Source organism: Acinetobacter johnsonii ANC 3681, from assembly GCF_000368805.1.
Lineage (GTDB): Bacteria > Pseudomonadota > Gammaproteobacteria > Pseudomonadales > Moraxellaceae > Acinetobacter > Acinetobacter johnsonii.
Window position 1 is genome coordinate 865,455 of sequence record NZ_KB849705.1, and the last position, 18,820, is coordinate 884,274.

Annotated in this window: 11 protein-coding genes; 4 read left to right on the forward strand and 7 right to left on the reverse strand. The window is 41.9% G+C overall.

Features of this window, described 5'->3' with window-relative positions; translation table 11 throughout:
• The 5 genes from F946_RS08410 to pilG form a co-directional block, all read right to left on the reverse strand.
• Complete coding sequence (locus F946_RS08410) at window positions 1-4,500, reverse strand: hybrid sensor histidine kinase/response regulator (RefSeq protein WP_004981155.1); 4,500 nt, start codon at window positions 4,498-4,500, stop codon at window positions 1-3.
• Window positions 4,501-4,665: 165 nt separating this feature from the next.
• Window positions 4,666-6,738 (reverse strand): methyl-accepting chemotaxis protein, encoded by a 2,073-nt coding sequence (locus F946_RS08415; RefSeq protein WP_004981158.1) that lies wholly within the window; start codon window positions 6,736-6,738, stop codon window positions 4,666-4,668.
• Window positions 6,739-6,788: 50 nt separating this feature from the next.
• Window positions 6,789-7,325 carry a chemotaxis protein CheW gene (locus tag F946_RS08420; protein WP_004694490.1) on the reverse strand — a complete coding sequence of 179 codons (537 nt, stop codon included), beginning with the start codon at window positions 7,323-7,325 and terminating at the stop codon, window positions 6,789-6,791.
• 5 nt (window positions 7,326-7,330) lie between these two features.
• Window positions 7,331-7,699, reverse strand: a complete 369-nt coding sequence (locus F946_RS08425) for a response regulator (protein ID WP_004694491.1) — start codon at window positions 7,697-7,699, stop codon at window positions 7,331-7,333.
• Window positions 7,700-7,726: 27 nt separating this feature from the next.
• Entirely contained in the window at window positions 7,727-8,110 is a 384-nt protein-coding gene (gene pilG, locus F946_RS08430; RefSeq protein WP_004694493.1) for a twitching motility response regulator PilG, read from the reverse strand.
• Window positions 8,111-8,390: 280 nt separating this feature from the next.
• On the opposite strand from pilG, the gene F946_RS08435 reads away from it, so the two are divergent.
• The 4 genes from F946_RS08435 (at window position 8,391) to F946_RS08450 (ending at window position 15,153) form a co-directional block, all read left to right on the forward strand.
• Entirely contained in the window at window positions 8,391-9,029 is a 639-nt protein-coding gene (locus F946_RS08435; RefSeq protein ID WP_004981161.1) for a hypothetical protein, read from the forward strand.
• Between the two features lie 57 nt (window positions 9,030-9,086).
• A complete protein-coding gene (locus tag F946_RS08440) occupies window positions 9,087-10,214 on the forward strand; it encodes an efflux RND transporter periplasmic adaptor subunit (protein WP_004981162.1) in 1,128 nt (375 codons plus the stop codon).
• A 20-nt stretch (window positions 10,215-10,234) separates the two neighbouring features.
• Window positions 10,235-13,339, forward strand: a complete 3,105-nt coding sequence (locus tag F946_RS08445) for an efflux RND transporter permease subunit (RefSeq protein ID WP_004981165.1) — start codon at window positions 10,235-10,237, stop codon at window positions 13,337-13,339.
• Between the two features lie 95 nt (window positions 13,340-13,434).
• Window positions 13,435-15,153 carry a proline--tRNA ligase gene (locus F946_RS08450; RefSeq protein ID WP_004981167.1) on the forward strand — a complete coding sequence of 573 codons (1,719 nt, stop codon included), beginning with the start codon at window positions 13,435-13,437 and terminating at the stop codon, window positions 15,151-15,153.
• Between the two features lie 58 nt (window positions 15,154-15,211).
• Here F946_RS08450 and F946_RS08455 read toward each other — a convergent pair whose 3' ends face one another.
• Entirely contained in the window at window positions 15,212-16,507 is a 1,296-nt protein-coding gene (locus F946_RS08455) for a hypothetical protein (protein ID WP_004981169.1), read from the reverse strand.
• A gap of 24 nt (window positions 16,508-16,531) precedes the next feature.
• On the reverse strand, window positions 16,532-18,817 hold the full coding sequence (locus tag F946_RS08460; RefSeq protein ID WP_004981170.1) for a DUF6160 family protein: 2,286 nt from the start codon (window positions 18,815-18,817) through the stop codon (window positions 16,532-16,534).
• Window positions 18,818-18,820 lie beyond the last annotated feature (3 nt).

The following is an 18,820-nucleotide window of genomic DNA, read 5'->3' on the forward strand; positions in this document are numbered from 1 at the left end:
TTACCCCTGCTTTTCAGCCAATAGCTGCTGAATGTTGGCAAGTAATTCTGCCTCTTGGAATGGTTTGCCCATGTAGTGCGTCACACCCAAGCTGAAAGCACGTTCACGGTGTTTTTCACCCGTACGCGATGTAATCATAATAATCGGCAAGTTCTGGTGAATTTCGTGGTGACGAACCAAGTTCGTTACTTCGAAACCATCCATACGTGGCATTTCAATATCCAGCAACATCAAGTCTGGTTTAACGCTCTCAAGCTGCTCCATCGCATCGACACCGTCTTTTGCAGTCACAATATCAAAGCCTTGGCGCTCTAATAAGCGCGATGTGACCTTACGTACCGTAACCGAGTCATCCACAATCATCACTAAACGACGCGTATCCTGATGACGACCAAAGTCACGGTGATCAGCAGCATGCGTCACACGCTTGGTGCTTAAAATCTGACGTGCAATGTTCTGACCATCTAAAATCAAGCACACATGACCATCACCCAAAATCGTTGCGCCCGCAATTGCACCAATGCTGGCAAACTGTTGTCCAACTGGCTTCACTACAATTTGCGCACGTGAACCGATGAGCTGATCGACTAATAATGCAATGGTTTGTCCACTGTTGCCTTTAATCAACAACACTGGCAATGAATGTCCAATATTACTCAAACGTGGAATCGGCTGATTAGATAAAAACTCAGATAAATAGCGCAGTTTATAACTCACACCATCAATTTTGAATTGGTCATCTTTGCTGTGGAAATACTGATCCAATGCTGTTGGAGCAATACGCACAATACGATCAATCTGCGCCAATGGAATCGCATATTGTTGATCACCGGCTTTCACCATCAAGGCATCGCTCACCGCTACCGTAGTCGGTACGCGAATAATGAAGGTCGTGCCGAGTCCAATTTCCGATTCAACCGTGACATGTCCACCCAGTGCTTTAATTTCACTTTGCACCACATCAAGGCCTACACCACGTCCAGAAATTTGCGTCACTTCTTTGGCCGTACTAAAACCTGGATGGAAAATAAACTGTAAAATTTCCTGTTTATCTAGTACTTGATCGGCTTTAATTAAACCTAAATTTAGCGCTTTCGCTTTAATCGTGCTTTCATCAATACCCTTACCATCATCTTTAAAGCTGACGATAACATCTGTACCTTGACGGCTAATGTTTAGTTCAATTTGGCCTGTCGCTGATTTTTTCGCAGCGCCACGTTGTTCCGTATCTTCAATACCGTGGTCGATTGCGTTACGTAGCATATGCTCAAACGGTGTAACCAAACGTTCAAGAATCGTACGGTCCAATTCACCTTCGGTATTGTGGACGACCAGTTCCGTGGGACGGTTCAAGGTTGATGCGGTCTGACGTACAATACGCTGTAAACGTGGCAACATACGTGAGAACGGTACCAAACGTGTCCGCATTAAGCTTTCTTGAATCTCCGCTTGAATACGAGATTGTTGTAATAACAAGCCTTCCGCATCACGAATTTTCTCAGCCAAAGTGCTCTTGAAGTCGACCAAATCCGAAGCTGATTCGGCTAAGGATTTAGACAATTGATTTAGCGATGAATATTGGTCCATTTCTAAGGGGTCAAAGTCTGCGTAGCGCGAGTTTTCAGAACCATGCTTCGCAATAATTTGACTCTCAAGCTCGCCTTCCATTCGACGTAACTGATCCGCCAAACGCTTAATTGCAAGCTCCATCTCGTTCAAAGTATTGCCGAGTTGACCTAAGTCCATCTCGATACGTGAACGGTTAATTGCATTTTCACCAGATAGGTCGATCATTTTTTCAACCAAATCAGCTGAAATACGGATCATCTCATTACCGCCATCCAAGTGAGTCGTTTCTTTCCACTCACCCAGCATTGCTGGCGGCTCAGTACCATCACCCTGTACAAACTCAAAACTTGGTACAGCATTGAGTAAATCAATTTGTGTTACACGCGTTGGTAATTGCGCAATCACATCCACATAATCAATAGATGCTAAACTGTTTTTCAGACCATCATAATTACTGAAATCACGTTTGAAGATGGCTTGTTTTAACCATTCAAATGCGGTTTGCAATAATGGGTCATACACGTTTGAACTGAAATTATGTACAGCAAATTGCTCAAATGTGGTTTCTAATTCATAAGCAATCGCACCAACGGGTTCATTCTCAGCCATTCGTGCGCCGCCTTTTAAACTGTGCGCGGCACGTTGCAATTGTAGTAACACACTACGGTCACTACGTTGTTCAGTCCACTGTTTCAGTAAGCTATCCGTAGTCGCTAAAATTTCTTCAGCTTCTTCCAAGAAGGTTTCTTCAACAATTGATAAAAGACTGGCTGCTTCTTCAACAGCGCTGACTGCTTCTTCTTGGACAAGTGACGGAGTATCCAGCTGTTCAACGACAGTAACGTCCGTGTTATCAACTACACTCGGCTCTTCAATCGCAGTTGCTGACTCAACCGCAGCTGCCTCAGCTTCAATCGTTCTATCTACATTAGATAAAGGTTCTTGAACTGGAGGTTGAGTCTCTTCAATTGCTGCGACAACCGCCTCAACCAAAGGCTCAGATACTGTAGTTATAACAGTCGTACCCTCAACTAAGCTCTGAATGTTATGCAGTACCTTGATGGTTGCTGTTGCTGGATAATCAACCTTCTCGGTGCGAATGACCTGAATTCGGTCTGCGACGTCATCCTGTACTAAACGTATGATGCTGATCAACTGTGGCGTTGTGGCTATTTGCTGACGAATCACACGCTCATAAATAGACTCTAATTCGTGTGCAATCGAACCAATAAAAGGTGCAGAAATCATATTGGCACCACCTTTTAAGGTGTGCAAATAACGCATTAAATTATTGAGTGCCGCGGTATCATTGCCATTTTTAGACCAAGTATTAAGATCCTGATCCATCCCCATCAATAATTCTTCAGCTTCTTCCAAGAAGATATCAAGCAAATCATCATCAAAATTGGTATTGGCCGTATTCGATTGCTTGTACTGATGATCCGATGCAATTTGCTGCGAAATCTGCGCAAGATCAAGGCTTGGTTGTAAAGTATTTCTAGAAACAATAGCCTCAGCAACAGGTTCAGTTACCGTCGTCGAAGTCGATTCAACATCTTGCTGTACGAAGGCCATTAATTCATTCAGAACTTTATGCACTTCTTCAGTCAGAATGACACGCTGACCCGCAGCTAAAGTATCAAATAAATGGATAAATTCTTGATGTGCCTGACCAAATAACTCGTATGCATAATCTACATTGAGTAATTCAGGCTTTTCCAGTAAGGCTTGATAACCTGCATATAGCTCAAAAGTAAAATCATGAATTCCTTGAGCAGCACGGTTATTGGTGAATTCCAGCAATTGTTTTGCTTGTTCACCTAAGTGCTGAATATAGTCTGGATATTCAACCTTAGCACGCTGATCAAACTCAAACTCGGCATCAAGCAACAGGTCAATATTTAACTCGATCAGCTTCGAGACCATACCTTGTGGGTTTAGCTCATCAGCTACGTCTTCAATACTGAAACCATAGTTATCCCAAGCCGTAGTGAACGTGGCGTAAATCACGTCAAGCTGTTCGTTCGTACCACGCCCAAGCACGTGTAAATAATCACGTACAAATTCAGCATATTGGGTGAGTAAAGAGATCTCTTTCGAGGTGGAAACAATCTCTTCTTGTACCAAGGTTTTAAATAGATTTTCAACTTTTGAGCTGGCATTAAAGACATGCTCAATTTGCGCCATAGACGAACTACCGCGCAATGTATGTAAAGCACGGATTAAACCATTGTAATCTTGTACTTTGGCTTCATCTGCATTTAAGAAGTGGTCGATAGTCGCTAAATGATCTTCCGCCTCTTCAATGAAGATCGCTAAAGTTTCTTCTAGGACATCATGCACTTGACCATCCTGCTCAGAAACGTCTGCAACTTGTGGCTCAGAGTCAACCACTTCAATATCGCTCAGCTCTAATCCTGTCACGACATCATTACTATTTAGATGATTAGACAGTTGTAGCAACTCTTCTAGAGCAGGTTCTAAACTTTGATTTTGTTGTAATTGTTGTCCAATTAAAACCAATGGACGAAGGTCAATATCAATTTCCTGCACCGCTTTGAAAATCGGATACAGTTTAAATTGAAACAGTTTGAATACTGTTTTAGCAAATTTTTGAACCGTTGCCGTAAGCGGTACAGCCCCTGAAATCACACGATTTAAGGTGTCTTCAACGGCCCATGCTGTTTCACCTGCTGACTTTGCCCCCACCATACGACCAGAACCTTTTAAGGTATGGAAGTGACGACGTATGCTCAACAAAGTGTCTTGATGTGTCGGTTCAGCGTACCACTTTTCAAATAATGGATCTAACTCAACGAAGATTTCTTCAATTTCTTCAACAAAAATTTCAAGAATTTCTGCATCTTGATCTAGATAACTATCTTCCGGAAGCGTTGTCGTTTCAACTAAATGTTTTAATATTTCTTTCATAGCTAAGGCTTCTTGCGTTGTCAGCTACCCAAAAAAGGTGCATAAACTTCATTATAACCATCATCCCAAACCAGTCTTTTTGCTCAAGCTAATTGGGTTGATGTGTATCCTGATTTTGGTATGCTACTCAAGCGATGAGTGGCATACCCTCCCCAAAGCAAGTGCTTAATCAGGCAGTTTAAAGTCTGTTACAGACTCACGTAACGCTTCCGCCATGTTCGCAAGTTCAGAGACTGAACGTGCTGTATCGAACGTCGCAGTGGTGGTTTGTGAGGTAATTTCTTGTACAACGTTCATCGTAGTTGCAATATGACCCGCAGATGCTGACTGTAGCTTTGCTGCATCCGAAATGTTTGCAATCAATTTCGCCAAATTACCCGATACGTTTTGAATCTCATCCAGTGCAACACCCGCATCTTTAGATAAGTTCGCACCACGTACAACCTCAGACGTAGTTTGTTCCATCGAAATTACAGCTTCGTTGGTATCGGTCTGAATAGTTTTTACCAGTGTTTCAATCTGCTTGGTTGCTGAAGCTGAACGCTCTGCAAGACGCTGTACTTCATCTGCAACCACGGCGAAACCACGACCTGCTTCACCTGCCATCGATGCTTGGATCGCTGCGTTTAAAGCCAAGATGTTCGTTTGGTCGGCAATATCGTTAATCAAGGCAACGATGTTACCAATCTCTTGTGAAGATTCACCCAAACGTTTAATACGTTTAGAGGTTTCTTGAATCTGCTCACGAATGATATCCATACCTTCAATTGAACGGTTTACAACGTTCGCGCCATTTGCAGCAATTTTTACTGAACGTTCTGCTACCACCGCTGATTCTTCAGCGTTTGAAGATACTTGGTCAATTGACATTGCCATTTCGTTAATCGCGGCAGATGCACCCGCAATTTCTTGCGCTTGGTGTTCAGATGCTTCGGCTAACTGGTTGGTAATCCCCTGCGTACTTGCCGTATATTGTGCAACCTCTTGAGAAGTTTCGGTAATACGCGAAACAAGGTCTCGTAATTGGTCAATTGCGAAGTTAATCGAGTCGGCAATTGCACCCGTGAAGTCTTCAGATACCGTTGCATATGAACGTAAATCACCATCTGCAAGATCGGCAATCTCATCCAGTAAACGTAAAATCGCGTTTTGGTTACGGTCATATTCATCTTGTAGACGAGATACACGTTTTTTATCTGATTCACCACGAAGTACGAGTAATTTAAATACACAGAATAAGAAGGCAATCAGGGCTAGAATTAGACCTAATGCAGGGATCGCAATCGCTAAGCCTGTACCACCAGATAATTTATTTAAATTGCTTAACAAAGCATCTGACTGTTCAAAAATCGATGATGACGCTTGGCGTACTTTAACGATTTGTGATGAGTTCTTTAAGACGGTTGCTGCTGCTGACTTCAGTACATCATCATATTCAGATTGAATACTGGTTAAAGAGTCACGCATTTCAGGGTCATTAATACGCTCTACACCTAAGTCCGCACTACCATTTAACTGTGCGTTTAGGTATGACGCGAAGGTTTCTGTATCTGAGCTAAAGTCATCCGCAGACTCACGCGAGTTGGCTGAACCCGTTAATACCGAACCAATTGAACGTAAAATACGTTCTGCAATGAATACTTGGTTTTTTGCAATCACGACTTGGTTGGCTGGCACATTTTGACGTGCCATTTGGTCAACCATTAAGTTATATTCGGCCTGAATCCCCGGAATACTTTCACTAATCGCAATGTTGGTATCGTAAAGTTGGTTAATGATTTTTTGTTGAGATGCAATTAAATCAATATTTTCAGAAACTTTTTTCCACTGTGCATCTACTTCACGCAGTGCATCTGTACTCGCGTGAATATCTTTTACAGTTTCTAAGTTTTCAGCAAAAGACTTTTGTGATTCTGTCAGTTTTTTAATCGCTTCAGGTGTACCTGATGCTGTTGCTTCAGTTGCCTGACGCGAAATCGTTTGCGATAAAAGACGTAAGTCACCCAAGCTACGGGTGAATTCGTTATTTCGAGGTACGCTATAGAATAGGTACAACAGTAAGAAAATTGCCAGTACGATACAAAATGCCGCACCCAAAATTAATGGCTTGGACTTTTCACTATCACCAAATACACGTGAAAACTGTTCCGTCTGTGATTGAAGTTTTGCTACTAAAGCATTTCCACCTGAGCGGTTACTGCTTCCATCCGTATTTTTCTTTTTAAGTTTAAAGCCCATGCAGCTTCTCCCCGATTTACGCCCTTATAATTTCGCGCGCGACAATGATATTAATTTATAAATTTTATAGATGCGTTCATATACTTTGGATTGTCTAATAAGCGACTGAATAAGAAAACATGCCATTGTTGGTTGTGTTGGTGAAAATACCCTTGGCAATATTCTTTTAAATTCCGATCTAAATCTTCATGTTTAGAAAAGAAACTCTTCTTATTAAAGTGCTGAATCCCCAGAACCTGATCTACAACTAAACCGACATAGTGGTCATTGTGACTAATACAGAGTACTTTTTGAGTTGGTGAATACGCACTGCGATGCCCTGATACATAGTGCGCTAAATCGGCAACAGAAAGTAAACGTCCTCGAATATTGGCCAAACCCACAACCCAAGGCTGAGTATTTGGCACTAAGGTATATTTCGGAGGATAAATTACCTCTGCAACTTCACCTAATGGCGCAACGAAATATTGCCCCATCATCTCAAAAGCAATGCCCGACCAGCGGTTTACCTCATTTTCGTTTGAAACGTAGTTTTTATTACCACGTTTAGCAAGTCGAAGTAATTCGATAAATCCATTTGCTGCCATAGAGCTTATCCTGCGTTCAGGTGTTGCTTAATCACATCAATCAGTTGGTTTTCATCAACAGGCTTGGTTAAATAATCACATGCACCTTGACGCTTACCCCATACACGGTCTGTAGCCTGATCTTTAGTACTGACGATCACTACGGGAATGTGTTTTGTTGTTGCGCCACGCGCAATTTGACGGGTTGCTTGGAAGCCATTAACGCCTGGCATCACCACATCCATCAAAACAAGATCAGGAAGTTCAGCTTGAGCCATGGTTACACCATCGGCACCATTCGACGCTTCAATCACTTCAAAACCGTGTTTCCCCAAAATTTCTTTAAAGCGGAATGTCTCTGTAGGTGAGTCATCCACAATTAAAATACGCGCCATAATTTCCCCCAATTACACTTATATTATTTATGCTGAAACGTGATTACGAATCGCATTTAATAATTCATCTTTACTAAACGGCTTTGTTAAATATTCATCTGAACCGACAACACGCCCTTTGGCTTGGTCAAATAGACCATCTTTGCTAGAGAGCATTACGACAGGAATATTTTGATAATTTTGTGAATTTTTGATTAATGCACACGTTTGATAACCATCTAGTCGTGGCATCATAATGTCGACAAATACGATATCAGGATTGGCTTGAGCAATTTTTGACAATGCGTCAAAACCATCGACTGCAGTCACCACTTCACAACCTTCACGTTGCAATAATGTTTCAGCTGTGCGACGAATGGTTTTTGAATCATCAATGACCATTACTTTTAGATTCTGGAATTTATCGTCCATTTAATATGACCCTTCCCATTTTTAGAATGTTTGTAGAAACAGATTCGTAGACGCTTTACAAGTTACGTACACTTTTAACATATATTTACTTATATTTTCAACGAACAGTTTCCGCATAAAACCACACTTCATCTTCTTTTTAAGAACGGCTTCACACTTTCCTATACCCGTCGATTTTTTTTTGACTGATTATATTTTTTATTCCTAAATTTAGGACTAATATAGCACTATTTATTGCTTGTAAATAAGTAATTTAGTCAACTTTAAACTGGGGGTATCGATGCTTAGGGAGTTTAATCACAAACTTGCTTTGATCGTGAAAAAAAGGATGACTGCGAAAGTCATTTTGCTGGCTTTGCTAAGTTTACAGACCATCTCGATTATGGCCGATCCACCTAAAGCGGTCTGGTATCGATATTACGACAGTAAAGGCATCGCAAACGTCAGTAGCAGTGTCACTCCCAACCATATTCGTTATGGTTATGAAGCACTCGATAGCAACATGCAAGTGATTCAACGGGCTCGTCCATACAACGCAGAAAAAGATGCGCAATATGCGCCACAACGCGCAGCTGCGGCCAAGCAACGCGAGTCAGATCTTAAATTAAAACGCGCTTATACCAACAGCCAGGTCGCCACTCAAAAACGCAATACTACCCTTTCCTATATCTTAAAGCAGATTAAGTTCCAGCAAGATGAATTAAAACAATTACAGAATGACCGTATTGGATTCTTACGCCAAGAAAAAGAAAACATGCGTAAAGGCAAAAGCAATCCGAAACCGCTCCAAGATATGATTGATTATAATTCCAAAAATATTGTGATGAAAAAAGAGCAAATACAATCGTTACAAAGTCACTATCGTAATACCAAGGCTGAATACGACAGAATTATTGCTCGTTTAAAAACACTTGAATAATCTGCGTCTTATTTACAGTGTGCTGACTTTCGCCGCTAGACCAAAGGATTTGACTCAATGCAGGCTGCACCATGTATAAAAACTAAATTAAGCCGCCAAGTGCTCCCTATTTTTAAACTCAGTCCGCTGTGTTTGTGCTTACTCCTCTCTGCCTGCCAAAAACAAGACGAAGTCACCTCCCCTACTTCGTCTACAGCTAAAATCGAGCTGATAGCACAAGACTTGGTCCAGTTCCAAGAAGGGCCTTCTATCCAACGTACAGCCTTTACTGGTACTATTCGAGCCGTCAATCAAAGTTCCATTCAGGCTCAAGTGACAGCGACAGCCACCGCCGTCTCCGCTCAAGTTGGACAAGCCGTTCAAAAAGGCCAAGTACTGGTTCGATTGAATAATCAAGATAATGCTGCGCGTCTTGCCCAAGCTCAAGCCAATCTTGCATCAACCCTAGCCCAAGCCAATCTTGCAAAAAGCATGGTTCAAAGGAAAAAACGTTTACTCGATCAGGGCTTTATTTCTAAAGTGGAATATGAACAAAGCCTTGTAGACTATCAAGCTCAATTAGAAAGTGTTCGCGCACAACAAGCCAATGTCGATATAGCCGAAAAAGCAGATCGCGATGGCACTATTGTAAGCCCGATTTCAGGGTTTATTACTCAACGTCAGGTAGAACCTGGACAAACAGTATCCGCAGGACAAACCCTATTTGAAATCATTGACCCGAATCATTTAGAAATACAGGCCAAAATTCCAAGTGATCTACAAGCCGCTTTAAGTTTGGGAGAAAAAATTGAATATCAACTGCAAGGCAATCCCCAAAAACTGACAGCCAAACTTACTCGTATTTCCCCGATTGCAGATCCCGCAAGCCGTCAAATTGAGTTCTTTGCTCAGCCAATTGAAAGTATTAATTCATTGAGTATCGGGACCTTTGTGGAGGGCGACATACTTGGTTCACAGTCCATCTCAGGGCAAATTATCCCGCTCGATACCATTCAAGATATACAAAATTCGCCTTATGTTTGGGTGATTCGCCACAATAAAATTGAACGTATTCACATAAAAGTATTGGAACAACGCTATAGCAACAACAGTGCTGTGGTTCAGGGACTACAAACTGGCGACCGCATCAGTCGTATAAAGTTTAATGAAAAAGATTTGCATCAAATGGTGACAATCAATCCATAAAATAAGAAAAGGTTGTTGCTATGTGGTTAACCCGTATTAGTGTGAAATATCCTGTTTTTACCATCATGATGATGTTTTGTCTGATGGTTTTAGGCTTAGCCTCTTGGCAAAGAATGGGAGTTGAGGAGTTTCCTGATGTCGATTTCCCCTTCGTGGTGGTGTATACCACATATCCAGGAGCATCGCCTGAAACAGTTGAGTCTGAAATTACCAAGAAAATGGAAGATCAAATCAATACCATTTCAGGTTTAAAACAGGTCATTTCACAATCTAGCGAAGGCTTATCGACCATTATTGCTGAGTTTGATCTCGATGTTTCTTCTGCTATAGCCGCGCAAGATGTCCGCGATAAAATTGCACCGGTCACCGCTGAGTTTCGAGACGAAATTCAAGACCCAATTGTTGAACGTTACGATCCTTCTGCCAATGCCGTGATGTCAATTGTATTTGAATCACAAAACATGTCACTGAAAGACCTCAGTTCTTATTTGGATCAGCGCATCGTTCCGCAGTTTAGAACCGTTTCTGGTGTCGGGACAGTCAACTTATTGGGTGATGCCAAGCGACAAATTCGCATACAGATTGAACCCCACAAACTACAAAGTTTTGGGATTGGTATTGACCAGATCATCAACACGCTAAAAGCTGAAAATGTCGAGGTTCCGGGTGGAACATTGAAACATGGTAATAGTGAACTTGTGGTCGAAATCAAGTCTAAAGTGATTCATCCTTTAGCCTTCGGCGATTTAGTGATTGCCAATAAAAATGGTACACCGATTTATTTGCGCCAAGTTGCAAGCATTTCAGACAGCCAAGCCGAACTTGAGTCGAGTGCCTATTTAGACGGTAAAACCGCAGTTGCGATTGATATTTTACGCAGTTCCGATTCAAATGTGATTGATGTGGTCGATAGTGCTTATGAGACCTTAGCAGATATTCAAAAACAGTTACCTGAAGGCACCACAGCAAAAGTCGTGGTAGATTCATCCAAAGGCATTCGTAACAGCATCACCGATGTTGCACGTACCATTATTGAAGGTGCAGCACTAGCCGTTTTGATTGTCTTGCTGTTTTTAGGTTCATTCCGTTCCACAGCCATTACAGGCATGACGTTGCCGATTGCCCTCCTTGGCACTCTGACGTTTATTTGGATCTTTGGCTTTAGCATCAATATGATGACCTTACTGGCACTATCACTCAGTATTGGTCTACTGATTGATGATGCGATTGTGGTCCGTGAAAATATTGTGCGACATGCAGACATGGGCAAAGACCCTGTTACAGCAGCCCTTGATGGGACCAAAGAAATTGGACTCGCTGTTTTAGCCACTACATTAACCATTATTGCGGTGTTCTTACCTGTGGCATTTATGGGCGGTATTATTGGTCGCTTTTTCTATCAGTTTGGCGTAACCGTCAGTACTGCTGTGCTGATCTCCATGTTTGTCAGCTTTACTTTAGATCCAATGCTATCTGCACATTGGGCTGAAAAGCATAATCCACATAAACCACCCAATCGAGTCAAACGTTTCTTCAATTGGATTTCTGGCAAACTAAATAATCTCAGTCATGGCTATGAGAAATTACTCAAGCTTGCTCTGCGCTTCCGATTCATCACCCTCATGATTGCTGTGGCTTCGCTATTCGGCGCATTAGGCTTATCTAAACTAATTGGAACAGAGTTTGTCCCTGTTCCAGATAAAGGTGAGATTCGGATTAAGTTTGAAACACCTGTCGATGCATCTTTGGAATATTCACAAGCCAAACTGCTGCAAGTCGATAAAATTATTCAGCAGCACCCTGACGTTCGAGCAACTTATGCGGTGATTAATGGCGTTACGGATCGTGGTAAAAACCATGTCAGTATTCGCGTAACCGTTACGCCACGCACAGAGCGTAAGAAAAGCTTAACCGACTTAAACAATGAGTTCCGCCAACGCCTACAACAAGTAGGTGGCATTACTGTGACCTCAATTGCCTCGGCAGATGAAACGGTATCGGGCGGACAAAAGCCCGTAATGATTTCCATCAAAGGTCCTGACTTAGCCGAACTCCAGAAGATATCAGACCGCTTTATGGCTGAAATTGCACAAGTCAAAGGCATCGTTGACTTAGAAAGCTCACTTAAAGCCCCTAAACCGACTTTAGGCGTGCATATTAATCGGGTCTTAGCCAGCGATTTAGGACTATCGGTCAACCAAATTGCCAATGTCATTCGCCCACTAATTGCAGGCGATGATGTCACTACATGGCAAGACAACAAAGGCGAAACTTATGACGTTAACCTACGTCTAACTGAAACTGCACGTAGCTTACCTAGTGATTTACAAAACCTTTACCTCACATCGCAAAAAACGGATGCCAATGGTCAAGCTTTATTGATTCCCCTTTCTAGCGTTGCGCATTTAGAAGAAAGTCTGGGGGCATCGCAGATTAATCGTCGCGATCTAGCACGGGAGGTCTTAGTCGAAGCCAACACCGCAGGTCGCCCTGCAGGCGATATTGGCGCCGATATTAAAAAAATTGAAGACAACTTTGACCTTCCAGCAGGTTATAGCTTTGACACGCAAGGTTCAAACAAAGACATGGCTGAATCCGCAGGCTATGCCATGACCGCAATCACCTTATCAATCGTGTTTATTTATATTGTGCTAGGTTCGCAGTTCAATAGCTTTATTCACCCTGCGGCGATTATGGCTTCCCTTCCGTTATCGCTGATAGGAGTATTTTTAGCGCTCTTCTTATTTAACTCCACTATGAACTTGTTTTCTATTATCGGTATTATCATGTTGATGGGGCTGGTGACCAAAAATGCAATTCTATTGATCGATTTCATTAAAAAAGCCATGGATCACGGCGTTGATCGTTATCAAGCGATTATTGATGCGGGTAAAACACGTCTACGCCCTATTCTGATGACCACAAGTGCCATGGTGATGGGCATGGTGCCTCTGGCTTTAGGGCTAGGTGAAGGGGGGGAACAAAGCGCACCTATGGCACATGCAGTGATCGGCGGTGTCATTACATCGACACTGCTGACCTTGGTGGTGGTTCCTGTGATCTTCACCTATTTAGATGACTTTAAGAACTTTATGCTGCGTCAAGTACGTAAAACCATGTCATAATAATCAACATTTTTCTGAGGCGGTGTCGACATGCCTCCTCATTTTTTATCGTATAATCTTTGACTTTCAAAGTTTAAAATTTTAGGACAGTTTCCATGCGCGCGAGTCGCTTTTTATTTGCAACGTTAAGAGAAACCCCAAATGACGCAGAAGTGATTTCACATCAACTAATGCTACGTGCTGGGATGATTCGTAAATTGGCTTCAGGTTTATATACTTGGCTGCCGATGGGCGTTCGCGTATTAAATAAAGTTGCAGCGATCGTTCATGAAGAAATGAACAATGCGGGTTCACTCGAAGTCCTGATGCCCGTAACTCAGCCAGCGTCTTTATGGGAAGAATCTGGTCGATACGTCCAATATGGCCCTGAACTGCTTCGTTTCAAAGACCGCCATGGCAACCCTTTCGTACTTGGTCCTACACACGAAGAAGTTATTACCGATCTTGCGCGCAATGAACTCAAAAGCTATAAACAATTGCCTGCAAACTTCTATCAAGTACAAACCAAATTCCGTGATGAAATTCGTCCACGTTTTGGTGTAATGCGTTCACGTGAATTTATTATGAAAGATGCTTATTCTTTCCACGCAAACCAAGAATCACTGCAAGAAACCTATGACATCATGTATGGCGCGTACTGCAAAATCTTTAGCCGTTTAGGTTTAGATTTCCGTCCAGTACAAGCCGATACAGGTTCAATTGGTGGTTCAGGCTCACATGAATTCCACGTGTTAGCATCAAGTGGTGAAGATGATATCGCCTTCTCGACTGAATCTGACTATGCGGCAAATATTGAAATGGCTGAGGCCGTTTTGGTCGGTGAACGTGCAGCGCCAACCAAAGCATTAGAAGTTGTCGATACACCAAATCAAAAAACCATTGCAGATGTATCAAACTTCTTAAAATCTGATCCTGCACACTCTGTAAAAGCCTTGTTAGTACAAGGTATTGCAGCCGAAGAAGGCCAAGCAACACCGGTAGTGGCATTGTTCTTACGTGGCGATCATGAGCTGAATGAAATTAAAGCGGAGAAACATCCACGTATCGCATCACCATTAACTTTTGCAACAGAAGAACAACTTGCTGCACTGGGTTTAACCGCTGGTTTCTGTGGACCACAAGGCTTAGTTGAAAAAGGCTTAACGGTCATTGTCGACCGTGCTGCATCGGTACTGTCTGACTTTGTTGCGGGTGCAAATGAGATTGATAAACACGTGACTGGTCTAAACTGGGAACGTGATGCACAGTTCACCGAAGTTTATGACTTACGTAATGTGGTTGAGGGTGATCCATCTCCAGACGGTAAAGGTACGCTGCAAATTAAACGTGGTATCGAAGTTGGGCATATTTTCCAACTGGGTCAAAAGTATTCAGAAGCTTTGGGCTGTAAAGTTTTAGGTGAAGATGGTAAGCCATTTACGGTAACCATGGGTTGTTACGGTATTGGTGTAACACGCGTGGTTGCCTCTGCAATTGAGCAAAACTTTGACGAAAAAGGCATTATTTGGCCTGCGGCAATTGCACCATTTGAAGTTGCCATTGTGCCGATGAATGCACATAAGTCTCCACGTACTTTAGACGCAGCTGAAGCACTGTACGCTGAACTTACGGCAGCAGGTTATGATGTATTACTGGATGATCGTAACGAACGTCCAGGCGTGAAATTCTCTGACCTAGAGCTTACAGGTATTCCTCACCGTATTGTGATTGGTGAGAAAGGCTTAGATGCAGGTACTTTTGAATATAAAGGCCGTCGTGATGCTGAATCTATAAACATTTCTAAAGAAGAGTTATTGGCGAAAATTGCAAAATAATTCATTTTAGAATAAAAAATCCCGCGTATATCGCGGGATTTTTTATAACGTTATATATTTAACAGAACTTTAATCCACCGTAGCAGTTCGATCGAAAGTTTTGCCCTTGTAAGCTTAAATTAGTCAGTGGGAAATCTAAAGTTGTAGAATTCATTGGAACATTACCAACTGCTAAGTCACTCCCCAAAGCACACTGAAAAAGTAAATCTCCACATGGCCGTGGATGCTCAGTTAAATCTTTATTAATGCCCGCAATGGTTTGTTTTAAGACTTCATTGGTAATTGCTACTTTAGTGGTTGGGCTTAAGCTACCTAGCTCGACTTCATCCTCCATCGCTAGCCACCATCCTTTATTCGCACCAACTGCAGCCCCCGTCCATAGGATATCTTGTGATTGCAAAGATAGTGATGCAGGGTTGTTTAAATACAGCGCATGAATTAAACCTAAACTCTGATTCACAGTGATATCGGTTTTTAATCCCGTGATATTCCCTGTTACCTGTTTATTCAGAGGCACGCCGCCGAGTACTGTTGCAGTAAGAGGACCTGAGAAATTGATTTGTCCAACAGTACCACTTCCTTTTAAAGTTACATCTTTCATTCGAGTTCCTGACACAATTGTCGAATTGATAGTAAAAGGTGCTGTGGTTGAACTCAGGGTTAAATTATAATTATCGGATGTGTAATCCAATGTTGTCGGAATAAATAAAATTGTTCCTGTAACCTTCCCTTTAATTTGTAAACCCGTATCCGCATACGTCATAGTACGAGCTTCTGTTACAGCAGTACCTGAAGCTGTTTTAGTTTTCATATAACCACTAAAGGTATTAATGCCGTTTGGCGTAGAAGTATTCTCTGTACCAAGGGTCATTAAACCTTTAATCTTTTCAGCACTCACACGAAAGCCTAACACCTCACGTGTTGCAGCTGAAGTCGGATTTTTAATCGCAAACTGAATAAATGGATTTGTGATTAATGCCGAAGTTGCTGCACGCTGATCCGATGTGTAGTTCGCATCATCAGGTAGTCCACTTAAAGAAATATGATCGATATCAATATCACAACTGTTGGCTCGAATGGAATTGTTGTCGCCACCACATCCCAACTGAAGCTTTTTAATATTGGCATTCAACTCCAATTCGGCACTTAGAGCTAACTTATAAAAACCAATGTTTGATTGGTTATATGTTTTCCCTTGTGCATCGGTTGTATTTGTCCCCTGCTGGAACTCTAGGTTCATCAAAGACTGACCTTCAACTTCTGACAACTCCTCATCATTTAAAGCGGTCATCGCATAACTTTGACTCAAACCTAAAGTCGCTGTGATTAAAATTGAAATTAAAGACTTATTCATTTTATTTATTCCTTGTCATCCTTTTTAGCGCGGTGTAATCCCTAATGTGCTACGCATAGCCCCACCCGTAATAGCAATATCGGCAACCTTCTGCATGGTACCTGTTGGAGACAATGCGACCTCCGTCCTAAAGGCTGCTCCTTGTCCACCTGCTAATGCCTTATAGTTAAATTGCACTTGATTATCTATGACCACTGAGTCCTTTTGCATATGAATTTTGCCATTCAAACCTAAGTGACCTTGCATTTTGTTCAAGTTAAAACTTGAGGTTTTTGTTGTTGTTCCATTGCTATCGGTATTACTGAGGCTAATAAAACTGCCTTTTTTACTTTCATTACTCAGGTCTGTACTACTCAACGTATTAAACTCAAAATTGGATTTAAATGACAGATAATTGCTTTGCGGTGTTCCGCCTACAGCCTCAAGTCCTGGAATAATAAAGAGTTCACCTTTACCATCCAACATAAAAGCAATCGATGCGAGAACATCATCTTTTTTGGCAAAGTTATTAATCGGTACGACTTCTTTGGCACAACTATTTACCCCTGCTGGACAGTTATATAGTGCACCTGGAAGCTGCCCGATTGCGATTTCCGCATTCGCAGCAAACAATAAGCTATCGGCTTTGATATAGATTTCATTTTCATTAAAACCAATCACACCATTGGCTTTAAAATATGAGTCAATATTACGTAAGCCTGTATAGTAGTTAACTTCTTCGCCATGCTTACTCATCGCACCATCAATGACGATAATCGACGTTGTTTTCGGGTTGCCTTGACTATCTTCACCATAACCATCGGTTGATACCGCGATATCATAGCCCAAGCCATCCTTCACCGTTCCAGCGGTATTGGTGTATTTCTTGGCAAAAAATGCAGCATTGGCATTCAGGTTATAAATCGGAATACCTAAGCCCCATGTCCCTTCGTTAGTATTGTTTACTGCAATCGAATTATCTGAAATAAAGCGGGCTTTGCGTGCAATGGCTTGAAAATCGAGCCCACGTACAGCAATAAAAGCCATATTTGAAGCATTGCCCGTTGGTGATGGGTTATAAATCAGCTCATAGTTTTGTGCACCCAATATCGTCTTAATTTGGTCATTGACCACAAAACCCATTGAGTTAGTGCGAATGTTATTGATATAAATCTGGCCAAAATCAATATAGGCATTTTGACTGTTTATTGCTGAATTGGGGTCAGTGGAAGTACGTACATTGAGCGGTGATAAATTTGAAAACTCGATGGCGTAACTGCCTGTACCAGTGTGTCCTAATTCAAACGTTGTTGGTGTGCTAGCACCAAGCAAACTATTCCCTGCACGGGTAAAGTCAGCCGATACATTTAAATGTAAGCCGCCAGCATTCTTAAAACCATAACCTGCAGATGCAACCACCTCATTTTCTTGAACATTACCGTTAACACGGTTGACCGTATTAAACTTAGCAACACCAGTCTGGTCAGCATTTAACGCGATCTTGCCATTGGTTAATGCACCCGATGCCCCTATCCGAATTAAGTTCCGGTGAGTCGAGTTTGCTGAGCCATAACGTAAATCGACGTTTAACCCCGGATTTGTGGCATTGCCTACACGGCTGTCATGTACATCTGTCTTATCTTCCACTCGACCTAAAACAACAATATTATCGCCAACACTACCCTTTGAGGTGAGAACCACACCTTCCGTTTCATCGATATAAAGATATCCATCAGCAGATAAATTGAAGTTGAAATCTTTTAAGGTTAAATCTTGATTATTCTGTCCATAACTAATACTGGCATTCTGTAATTTAAAATCTAAATGCACCTTTGAGTCGCGGTTAAACAGACCATTCGTCGTTGCTAAGTACACTTCAAAAGGTGAAATAGTTGAAAGCTTAAAACTTCCTAAATTTTGATCCGTTTCACCCGTTGCACAATTTGGTGAACACATCAGCATGATTTGGGCAGCCGTTGCGGTAAAAGGTGACACACTTGCAGAGAGCTGAATACCAACCCCTTGCGTACCATTGGCTAATTGTGTTGTTCCCACATCAAAATCGAGTTTGGTTTTAATGTTGTTATAACCAGTCGCCGTTTTTACTTCAATATCATGTAAACCCAGTTTAATCGGTGTTTTTCCGACTTCCGCTGGATCAACCCAATTCAGTTGTTTAATGTCAACTTTTGAAGCTTCATGGGTAATTGAAATACCATCTTGACCCGTTACATCACTTAAAATCTGATCATTCAAAGCTTGTAATGCATAACTTTGATTCGCTGCACAGATACACAGTGTCAGAAGGTTTAGTTTTATTATTTTATGCATCTC

Excerpts from the sequence above, each read along its gene's own strand:
- F946_RS08410 (WP_004981155.1), bottom strand. The coding sequence starts at position 4,500 with ATGAAAGAAATATTAAAACATTTAGTTGAAACGACAACGCTTCCGGAA.
- F946_RS08415 (WP_004981158.1), bottom strand. The coding sequence starts at position 6,738 with ATGGGCTTTAAACTTAAAAAGAAAAATACGGATGGAAGCAGTAACCGC.
- F946_RS08420 (WP_004694490.1), bottom strand. The coding sequence starts at position 7,325 with ATGGCAGCAAATGGATTTATCGAATTACTTCGACTTGCTAAACGTGGT.
- F946_RS08425 (WP_004694491.1), bottom strand. The coding sequence starts at position 7,699 with ATGGCGCGTATTTTAATTGTGGATGACTCACCTACAGAGACATTCCGC.
- pilG (WP_004694493.1), bottom strand. The coding sequence starts at position 8,110 with ATGGACGATAAATTCCAGAATCTAAAAGTAATGGTCATTGATGATTCA.
- F946_RS08435 (WP_004981161.1), top strand. The coding sequence starts at position 8,391 with ATGCTTAGGGAGTTTAATCACAAACTTGCTTTGATCGTGAAAAAAAGG.
- F946_RS08440 (WP_004981162.1), top strand. The coding sequence starts at position 9,087 with ATGCAGGCTGCACCATGTATAAAAACTAAATTAAGCCGCCAAGTGCTC.
- F946_RS08445 (WP_004981165.1), top strand. The coding sequence starts at position 10,235 with ATGTGGTTAACCCGTATTAGTGTGAAATATCCTGTTTTTACCATCATG.
- F946_RS08450 (WP_004981167.1), top strand. The coding sequence starts at position 13,435 with ATGCGCGCGAGTCGCTTTTTATTTGCAACGTTAAGAGAAACCCCAAAT.
- F946_RS08455 (WP_004981169.1), bottom strand. The coding sequence starts at position 16,507 with ATGAATAAGTCTTTAATTTCAATTTTAATCACAGCGACTTTAGGTTTG.
- F946_RS08460 (WP_004981170.1), bottom strand. The coding sequence starts at position 18,817 with ATGCATAAAATAATAAAACTAAACCTTCTGACACTGTGTATCTGTGCA.